General features: G+C 63.0%; 8 protein-coding genes. 5 read left to right on the forward strand and 3 right to left on the reverse strand.

What is annotated here, in order from left to right:
- Window positions 1–73 precede the first annotated feature (73 nt).
- A complete protein-coding gene (locus A1WC_RS13210; protein ID WP_008804927.1) occupies window positions 74–1,312 on the forward strand; it encodes an MFS transporter in 1,239 nt (412 codons plus the stop codon).
- Here A1WC_RS13210 and hpxE read toward each other — a convergent pair.
- Entirely contained in the window at window positions 1,289–2,263 is a 975-nt protein-coding gene (gene hpxE, locus A1WC_RS13205; protein ID WP_016161005.1) for a molybdenum cofactor-independent xanthine hydroxylase subunit HpxE, read from the reverse strand. The genes A1WC_RS13210 and hpxE overlap by 24 nt on opposite strands.
- 11 nt (window positions 2,264–2,274) lie before the next feature.
- Complete coding sequence (gene hpxD, locus A1WC_RS13200) at window positions 2,275–3,312, reverse strand: molybdenum cofactor-independent xanthine hydroxylase subunit HpxD (RefSeq protein WP_004148366.1); 1,038 nt, start codon at window positions 3,310–3,312, stop codon at window positions 2,275–2,277.
- 125 nt (window positions 3,313–3,437) lie between these two features.
- Between hpxD and hpxR the strand changes: the two genes are divergently transcribed.
- A complete protein-coding gene (gene hpxR, locus A1WC_RS13195) occupies window positions 3,438–4,361 on the forward strand; it encodes a LysR family hpxDE operon transcriptional regulator HpxR (protein WP_016161006.1) in 924 nt (307 codons plus the stop codon).
- On the opposite strand, the gene hpxO is transcribed toward hpxR, so the two are convergent.
- Window positions 4,342–5,496, reverse strand: coding sequence for an FAD-dependent urate hydroxylase HpxO (hpxO, locus tag A1WC_RS13190; RefSeq protein ID WP_016161007.1), 1,155 nt, complete (start codon window positions 5,494–5,496; stop codon window positions 4,342–4,344). The two genes, hpxR and hpxO, sit on opposite strands and share 20 nt — an antisense overlap.
- Window positions 5,497–5,840: 344 nt before the next feature.
- Between hpxO and A1WC_RS13185 the strand changes: the two genes are divergently transcribed.
- Genes A1WC_RS13185 through uraH form a run of 3 tightly spaced genes read left to right on the forward strand, consistent with a single transcriptional unit; the run spans window position 5,841 to window position 8,021 of the window.
- A complete protein-coding gene (locus A1WC_RS13185) occupies window positions 5,841–7,220 on the forward strand; it encodes a nucleobase:cation symporter-2 family protein (RefSeq protein ID WP_012968246.1) in 1,380 nt (459 codons plus the stop codon).
- The gene (gene uraD, locus A1WC_RS13180; RefSeq protein ID WP_016161008.1) at window positions 7,198–7,698 is read left to right on the forward strand and encodes a 2-oxo-4-hydroxy-4-carboxy-5-ureidoimidazoline decarboxylase; all 501 of its coding nucleotides are present in this window, start codon (window positions 7,198–7,200) and stop codon (window positions 7,696–7,698) included. The genes A1WC_RS13185 and uraD overlap by 23 nt, the downstream gene beginning before the upstream one ends.
- Window positions 7,695–8,021: a hydroxyisourate hydrolase gene (uraH, locus tag A1WC_RS13175; protein ID WP_016161009.1), complete on the forward strand. Its 327-nt coding sequence runs from the start codon at window positions 7,695–7,697 to the stop codon at window positions 8,019–8,021. Before uraD ends, uraH begins: the two co-directional genes overlap by 4 nt.
- The last annotated feature ends 157 nt before the right edge of the window (window positions 8,022–8,178 follow it).

Below are 8,178 nucleotides of genomic sequence, written 5' to 3' on the forward strand. Positions count from 1 at the left end.
AGTATGCATCATATATCGTCCAAAGGTAAGTCCCTAAGATGACCAGGATGTTAATAAAACTGGAGAGATGTATATGAGTTCCTGCATAGCTGCTGACGCGAGCCTGTCACCCGCCAAACCTGCCTGGCGCGCCGTCTATGCCCTGGCCCTCGGGGTGTTCGGCCTGATCGTGGCCGAGTTTCTGCCCGCCAGCCTGTTAACGCCGATGGCCAGCAGCCTCGGGGTCAGTGAAGGGATGGCCGGACAGGCGGTCACCGCGACGGCGCTGGTGGCGTTAGTCACCGGCCTGCTGATCGCCACCGCCACCCGCAATATCGATCGCCGCTGGGTGCTGATGTTCTTTTCCGTGCTGCAGATAGTCTCCAGCCTGATGGTCGCTTTTGCCGATTCGCTGGCGTTTCTCCTGCTGGGCCGTCTGCTGCTGGGGGTCGCCATCGGCGGCTTCTGGGCGATGTCCACTGCCACGGCGATGCGTCTGGTGCCGGCGGCCCATGTGCCGAAGGCGCTGGCGATCATCTTTTCCGCGGTGTCTGTCGCTACGGTGGTAGCCGCGCCGCTCGGCAGCTATCTTGGCGAGCTGATCGGCTGGCGCAACGTATTTATTCTCTGTGCGATACCCAGCCTGCTGGCGCTGCTCTGGCAACTGTGGGTGCTGCCCTCCATGCGTCCGGAGAGCGTCGGGACCTTCTCCACGCTGTTCAGGGTGCTGCGCCGTCCCGGTATGCTGGGCGGCATGCTGGCGACAATCCTGATTTTTAGCGGCCATTTCGCCTTCTTTACCTACCTGCGGCCGTTCCTTGAGACCGTTGCGCAGGCCAGTGTCGAAGGGGTCTCGCTGATATTGCTCGGCTTCGGTATCGCTAACTTTATCGGCACCTCGGTGGCGAGCTATCTGCTGAGCCATAGCCTGCGCCTGACCCTGGCGCTGGTGCCGTTGATGATGAGCGTTCTGGCGCTGCTGATGGTGACGTTTGGCCATCTGACCATGCTGGACGGGCTGCTGGTCGCCCTGTGGGGATTTGCCTTCGGTCTGGTGCCGGTGGCCTGGTCCACCTGGCTTGCCACCACCGTGCCGGATGAAGCAGAAAGCGCGGGCGGTCTGCTGGTCGCCTCTATTCAGCTGGCCATCAGCGCCGGAGCCGCCGGCGGCGGGGCGGTGTTTGATTTGCACGGCGCCAGCGGCGTCTTCACCGGCAGCGGTCTGCTGCTGTTGAGCGCGATGGTGATTGTTTTCGCCGCCGTGCGGGTGAAACCGGTCGCCAGCGCTGACCAGCCGGAGACGGGCCGCTTATCCCGCGAGATCGATAACTAAATTGGCCGACAGGCTGCGGGAGCAGCACAGCGCAATATGCTGCTCTGCGGCCTGTTTTTCCGCCTCCGACTGCACGGTATCCCGGTGGTCGACGGTTCCCTCCCGCACCGGCGTCAGGCAGGCGCCGCAGATCCCCATCTCGCAGGAGAGCGGCACCGCGACGCCATGCTCCTGTAGCACCTGGGCGATGGTTTTGTTCCCCGGGACCGGCCAGCGTTCCCCGGTGGAGGCGAGGGTGATGGTGAAGGTTCCGTCCGCCGCTGACGCTGCCGTCGGGGCGGGCGGCTGGAACGCTTCGCTGTGCAATTGCGCCTCCTCCCATCCGGCCGCCCGCGCGGTATCGCGAACCCGGGCCATAAATCCGGGCGGACCGCAGAAGTAGACCCGGGTGTCGGCGTGCGGAGCCCCCAGATCCTGCGCCAGCCGCTGGCGCGGACTCTGCCCCTCGTCTGAGCAGTGGATCTGGCAGATTCCACCGGTTAGCTGGCGGGCGATCTCGGTGGCGAAGGCGGCCTCCTGCGCACGGCTAACGTAATAGTACAGCGTAAAGCTGGCGCCGGACGCCGCCCGGGCGTGGGCCATCGCCAGCAGTGGCGTAATGCCGATCCCGGCGGCGAGAAGCACCACATGGCCGCCCTCGTGCAGCGGAAAGTGGTTGCGCGGGGCAGAGATCATCAGCGGTTGTCCCGGGCGCAGGGTGTCGTGGACATAGCCTGAGCCACCGCGGGACTGCGCCTCGCGGGCGATGCAGAGCAGATAGTGATCCCGTTCGGCCGGGCTGCCGGTCAGGGAGTACTGGCGGATCAGCCCGCAGGGAAGATGGAGATCGATATGGGCGCCGGGTGTCCACGCCGGCAGCGGTTGCCCCTCGGCGCTCACCAGACGAACGGCCAGATTTTTCGCGCCCTGACGCCACAGGCCATCGACCACCACGGGGAATATGTCGCGCATATGACCTCCACTCATACCAGAAAGAAATCGCCAAAACCCATCTTCTTCAGCCCACGCCGGTAGGCGATGGAGCTACGGTCTGCCGGAATATGCGCCTCAAGGGTCAGATCCAGCGGCAGCCGCTCCGGACGCTGGGTTTCTACCATCAGGCGGTCCTCTTCGAACACCCGCAGGTTGAACGCATGTACGTCTTCCACCGGCACGTGCAGGTCGAAATTGCGGGCAATAGGGGCAAACATCCGCGTCACCCGTGACGACACCGGCGAGGCGGCGTTCATGATCACCAGCCTGGCGTCGGCGGGAAAATGGATGGTCAGCGTAGCGGTGAACGGCAGATGCATTTCAAAGTGACGCAGCCACTGGAACCCTTCCGGCGCGCGGAAATCGGAGCTGGCCGGGTAATTGCCCACCGAGCTCCAGTAGTCGGCAACAAAGCCGAACGGCGTCTCCTGCGGGGTGTAGTCCGGCACCTGCTGGTTGTCCGGATCGGCGAAGGTGTCGGTGTGGATCCACGCGAAGTGGGCGACATCGAGAAAGCCTTCGACCTGGCGGCCGGCAAATCCCTTCACCTCGAAGGCCGGGCAGTTGATTTGCTGAAATCCCGCGTCGTCCCAGTGCGGCATGGTCGGTAACGGCGGCGGATTGTCCGGATCGCAGGCCAGGCAGGTCCAGATCAGCCCGTAGCGCTCCTCCACGGCGAAGCTGGTGAGATGCAGTTTGGCCGGAATGGGTTGCCCCGGGCTGGAGGGGATACGGTTGCAGCGGCCATCCTCACCAAAGCGCAGGCCATGATAGGGGCAGACGATGCCTTCCTCTTCATGAAACCCCAGGGTCAGCGGCACCCCGCGGTGCGGGCAGACGTCGCGGGCGACCACCACCTGGCCTTTAATACGGTAGATAACCAGCTGTTCGTCCAGCAGGGTGGCTTTCACCGGGGCGCCGGTAATATCGCAGGCGCGGGCCACCGGGTGCCAGCAGCGGGCCAGCCGCAGCCAGTCCTCTGGATCAAAGGTGCAATGGGCGGGGGGCGTGGGGGTGATTGTCTTCATGATTTCTCTTCCTGCTCACATCGGTGATTGTTTTATTGTTGTGAGATTATTGTTGTCATATTAGGGTGTTCACATCCATCACCATTAATTCACTCTGCTGTTGCAAAAAAGAGTACAGGGGTGCCATGAGTCCTTTTTCCCGTTTCGCCCACTATTTTATCGCCGTGGCCCGCTGCGGCAGCTTGCGCCGGGCCGCCGAGCAGCTGCATATCTCCGCCTCGGCAATTAACCGCCAGATCCTGCAGGCCGAGGAGGCCTTCGGCACCCCGCTGTTCGAGCGCCTGCCGGAGGGACTGCGGATGACCACCGCCGGTGAACTGCTGTATGACAATCTGCTGCGCTGGCAGAAGGAATTTCGCCAGACCCGACAGAAATTTGATGAGCTGCAGGGGATGAAGCGCGGGAGCGTCAGCGTTGGGATGGTGCAGGCGCTGGCGGAAGGGGGCTTCGCCGCCGCGCTGGCGGAGATCATCGCCAGCTGGCCGTGGCTGGAGCTGGATCTGCAGGTGGCCGACAGCCACACCGTCAGCCAGAAAGTGCGTCAGGCGGACCTGGACGTCGGCCTGATCCTCGATCCGCAGGGGCAGGCCGGACTCAGCGTGCTGGCCTTTGCCGAACTGGATGTGGGGATTGTGATGCGCCCGGACCACCCCCTGGCGGGGGCGAAAGCGCTGTCATTGGGCGAGCTCAGCCTGGAGCGGCATATCGTGCCCGGCGCGCCGCTGATCGTCCATGAGCGGGTGGCGCTCCTCTATCGCCACCATGACTTTGCGCCGGAGAATACCATCAGCTGCAATGATATCCGGCTCATCAAGTCGCTGGTGCTGCGCGGCAGCGGCGTGACGCTCCTCAGCCTGCTCGACGTGCTGGACGAAGTCCAGCGCGGACAGCTGGCCTTTATCCCGCTGCGCAGTACGCTGCTGCGACCGCTGACCCTGGCGCTGTGTACCGCGCCCTCGCGTCAGCTTTCGCGGCCCGCGCAAATGGCCATTCAGACGCTGAGTGCGGTGATTGAATCCATGGCGACGGTCAGCCCAGCGGCCCGCTGAGGATGGTGTCGCACATGCCGTTGATAATGCGCTCCCCGGTCTCCTCGCGCAGCTCCTGGTACCAGGCTTCGGTGAGCTGCATATCCTTCCCGTGGGTAATATCGCAGCGCTTGCGCGCCTTCAGCACCAGGTCACGAACCCGGTCGCAGCGCTGGGCCTCGTACTCGCGCAGCGCGGCCGCAATATCGTGGGTCTGGCGGAAAACGGCGCCCAGCACCACCGCATCTTCCATCGCCGCGCAGCCTCCCTGGCCAATATCCGGGGTGGTGCTGTGTCCGGCGTCGCCGAGCAGCGCGACGCGGCCGCGCACCAGGCGGCTGAACGGCTCGATATCATGGATTTCAATACGGTTGGTGGTCTGCGGGTCGAGGGTGGCGATAAGCTGCTGCACCGGCGGCGCCCAGCCGGCAAAATAGCGGCTGAGGTCGGCGCGCAGAGTGTCGCGATCCTCCGCCAGACCCGCCGGCAGCGGCACATCAAAGAAAAAATAGAACCGGCCGGCGGAGACCGGCATCAGCGAGACGCGCTTGCCTCCGCCGACAAAGGTGGTCCACTGGTCGCCGGGCGCCAGCGCTTCATCTATTTCCACCAGACCGTTCCAGTTGACGTAGCCGGCGTAGCGGCGCTGCGGGGTAAAGCCCAGCACCCACGGACGCAGTGCGGAATGGCTGCCGTCGGCGGCAATCAGCAGATCGCCGCTGGCGCTGCTGCCATCGGTAAACCACACCGTCACGCCGTCGGCATCTTCCTCACAGCGGGTGACGCGTTTGCCGAACTGCACGCTTTCCCGTCCCCAGAAATCCAGCATTTCCCGCTGCAGCTCTGCCCGGGAGACCGGGCAGGGGCGGCTGCCGGTGCGTTCGATCAGCGGGGCGAGACTGAACTGGGTCATGTTCTCGCCGCTGCGGAAATCACGATACGCCATCCGGCGCAGCGGCCCGCCGAAAGTCTCCATGATGTCACCCATGCCGAGGTGGGCCATGCACTTCACGCCGTTGGGCCACACGGAAATCGCCGCGCCGACCGGTTTGATCTCTTTCACCGCTTCATAGACGTCGCAGTCGATTCCCGACTGTTTGAGCGCCACTGCCGCACTTAAGCCGCCGATGCCGGCGCCAATCACGATTGCTTTCATTTTATTCTCCTTATCCAGATGTCGTGACTGACTCCAGCAATTTACGTACCAGTTCGCCGGAGGGAGGAAAACCGCCTGCTCAAAGCACAGCGATAGCTCACGGCGCACCGCATTGGTGCAATGTGACGTATTGGTTGCCTTTTTATGAATCAAAAGTTTCTTAATATTGCATCAGGAATCTATCGTTTCAGCGTGCTGATTTTCAGCGGTGCGGGGGTATACGTTAACAGAGTAATGTAAGCTAATGATTTTGCAGCATTAATGAAATTTTCTGGTCGCTTTTGTCGTCTCTGGCCTGCTTTGTGCACTAGCCCATGCACTTCTCTTTGCTATGGGATTACACCATGTCTGACGAACATCACAGTGGCTTGCTTTACGGCCTTGAACAGCGGATCCCACCGCTTCCGGCCTTTTTCAGCGCTCTCCAGCATGTGCTGGCGGGCCTGGTGGGGATCATCACGCCGCCGCTGATTATCGGCGCTACCCTCGGGCTTGGCGACTGGCTGCCGTATCTCATCAGTATGTCGCTGCTGGCCTCGGGCATTGGCACCTTTCTGCAGTCCAATCGGGTATGGGGCGTTGGCGCCGGGATGATCTGCATGCAGGGCACCAGCTTCGCCTTCCTCGGCGTGACGGTGGCCGGAGGGATGTGGGTAAAAGCGCAGGGCGGCGGGCCGCAGGATATGATGGCGATGCTGTTTGGCGTTAACTTTGTCGCCGCTCTGGTGCCGGTGATTGTCAGCCGTTTTATTGAGCCGCTGAAAAAAATCTTTACCCCCATTATCACCGGCAGCGTGATTGCGCTGATCGGCATCAGTCTGATCAAAGTCAGCGTCATCAACTGGTGCGGTGGGGAAAAGGCCGAGGATTTCGCCAGCATGAGCAACATCGCGCTCGGGGCGGGCACCCTCGGGGTTATCGTCCTGCTGAGCTGCGCCAAAAACCGCTGGCTGCGTCTCTCCTCGGTGGTGGTGGGCATTGCCGTGGGCTGCGTCGCGGCAGGGCTGAGCGGTCAGTTCCATCTTCACAGCCTGGGCGACACTCTGTTTCGCCTGCCGACGCTGTTTCCGTTCGGCTTTCAGTTTAACAGCGCGATATTTCTGCCGGTCGCCCTGGTGTCGCTGGTTTGTATTCTGGAGGCGGTGGGCGATCTGACGGCCAACTCGCTGATTTCGCAACAGTCTATTGATGATCACGCTTTTCGTAACCGGCTGAAGGGCGGTATCCTGGCGGACGGTGTCAGCTGTATGGTGGCCGCCATGCTCTGTGCTTTTCCGAACACCACCTTCGCGCAGAACAACGGCGTGATCCAGATGACCGGGGTGGCCAGCCGCTATGTCGGACGCTACATTGGCGTGATTCTGATCCTGCTTGGACTGTTTCCCCCGGTGGGCGAACTGCTGCGGCAGATCCCGGCGCCGGTGCTGGGGGGCGCCACGATGGTGATGTTTGGCTGTGTAGTGGCGGCCGGGATCCGGATTATTACCCAGACCCCGCTGAGCCGTCGCGATGTGCTGATTGTGGGGCTGGCGTTTGGTGCTGGCCTTGGCGTGGAGTCAGTGCCGGCGTTTCTTAGCCATTTTCCGCCGATGGTCGGCGATCTGTTCGGTTCGGCGGCCACCAGCGGTGGGCTGGTAGCGATAGCGCTGAACCTTATTCTGCCGCAGGAGCAGGCGGCGACGAAAACGATAAGGAGTCAGGATGATCGCGCTGAGTCAGTTTAACGGCCTGAGTAAAGATGAGGCAGTGGGGCTGCTGGTCCCCTGCGTGGCGATCCCGGCCTGGGGCGAGACGCTGGTGAACTTGCGACCTTTCGCCAGCCGTCATGCGCTACTGCAGACCGCCCGTGAGGCGATGGATTACTGGGGAGAGGACGAGCTGAACGCGGCGCTCAGCGCCCATCCGCGGATCGGTGAAAAGCCGACCGGCGGCCAGGCGCACGCGGCGCTGTCGCGCCAGGAGCAGTCGGTGGTGGACAGCGAGAATGAGCGGCTCGCGCAGGCCCTGCAGGAGGGCAATGCCCGCTACGAGGCCCGTTTTGGCCGGGTGTTTTTAATCCGCGCCAAAGGGCGCAGCGGCGAAGCGATTTTACAGGCGCTGACGCGCCGACTGCAGCATACCGCCGACGAAGAAGTGACTGAGGCGCTTGCCCAGCTGCGAGAGATTACGATGTTAAGACTGGAAGGAGTGATTGGCGAATGAGTACCCTGAGCACCCATATTCTGGATATTTCCACCGGCAGGCCGGCGGAAGGCGTGACGGTCAGCCTGAGCCGGGAGGGCGAGACGCTGGCGAACCTGGTGACCAACGCCCAGGGGCGTATCGCCACCTTTAGCGCCGCGCCGCTGCCGGCGGGGCGCTATTGCTTAACAGCGGAAACCGGGGCGTGGTTTGCCCGCGCCGGGCGGGAGAGCGTCTTTACCCGGGCGCAGATTGATTTTGTTATCGGCGAGGCGGCAGATGACCATTTCCATCTGCCGTTTCTCATCGCCCCGGGCGGGTGGTCGACCTACCGCGGCAGCTAAACCCGGCTGCCCGATGCCGGGCGGCGCTGCGCTTGCCCGGCCTACATTGTTACGGAGCGGTGAGAGACAGCTCGTAGGCCCGGTAAGGCGCAGCCGCCACCGGGCATTAATCCGGCAACAGAGCCGGATGCCCATTGCCGGGCGGCGCTGCACTTGC

The organism is Klebsiella sp. KTE92 (genome assembly GCF_000398905.1).
GTDB classification, from domain to species: Bacteria; Pseudomonadota; Gammaproteobacteria; order Enterobacterales; family Enterobacteriaceae; genus Klebsiella; species Klebsiella variicola.

Excerpts from the sequence above, each read along its gene's own strand:
- A1WC_RS13210 (WP_008804927.1), top strand. The coding sequence starts at position 74 with ATGAGTTCCTGCATAGCTGCTGACGCGAGCCTGTCACCCGCCAAACCT.
- hpxE (WP_016161005.1), bottom strand. The coding sequence starts at position 2,263 with ATGCGCGACATATTCCCCGTGGTGGTCGATGGCCTGTGGCGTCAGGGC.
- hpxD (WP_004148366.1), bottom strand. The coding sequence starts at position 3,312 with ATGAAGACAATCACCCCCACGCCCCCCGCCCATTGCACCTTTGATCCA.
- hpxR (WP_016161006.1), top strand. The coding sequence starts at position 3,438 with ATGAGTCCTTTTTCCCGTTTCGCCCACTATTTTATCGCCGTGGCCCGC.
- hpxO (WP_016161007.1), bottom strand. The coding sequence starts at position 5,496 with ATGAAAGCAATCGTGATTGGCGCCGGCATCGGCGGCTTAAGTGCGGCA.
- A1WC_RS13185 (WP_012968246.1), top strand. The coding sequence starts at position 5,841 with ATGTCTGACGAACATCACAGTGGCTTGCTTTACGGCCTTGAACAGCGG.
- uraD (WP_016161008.1), top strand. The coding sequence starts at position 7,198 with ATGATCGCGCTGAGTCAGTTTAACGGCCTGAGTAAAGATGAGGCAGTG.
- uraH (WP_016161009.1), top strand. The coding sequence starts at position 7,695 with ATGAGTACCCTGAGCACCCATATTCTGGATATTTCCACCGGCAGGCCG.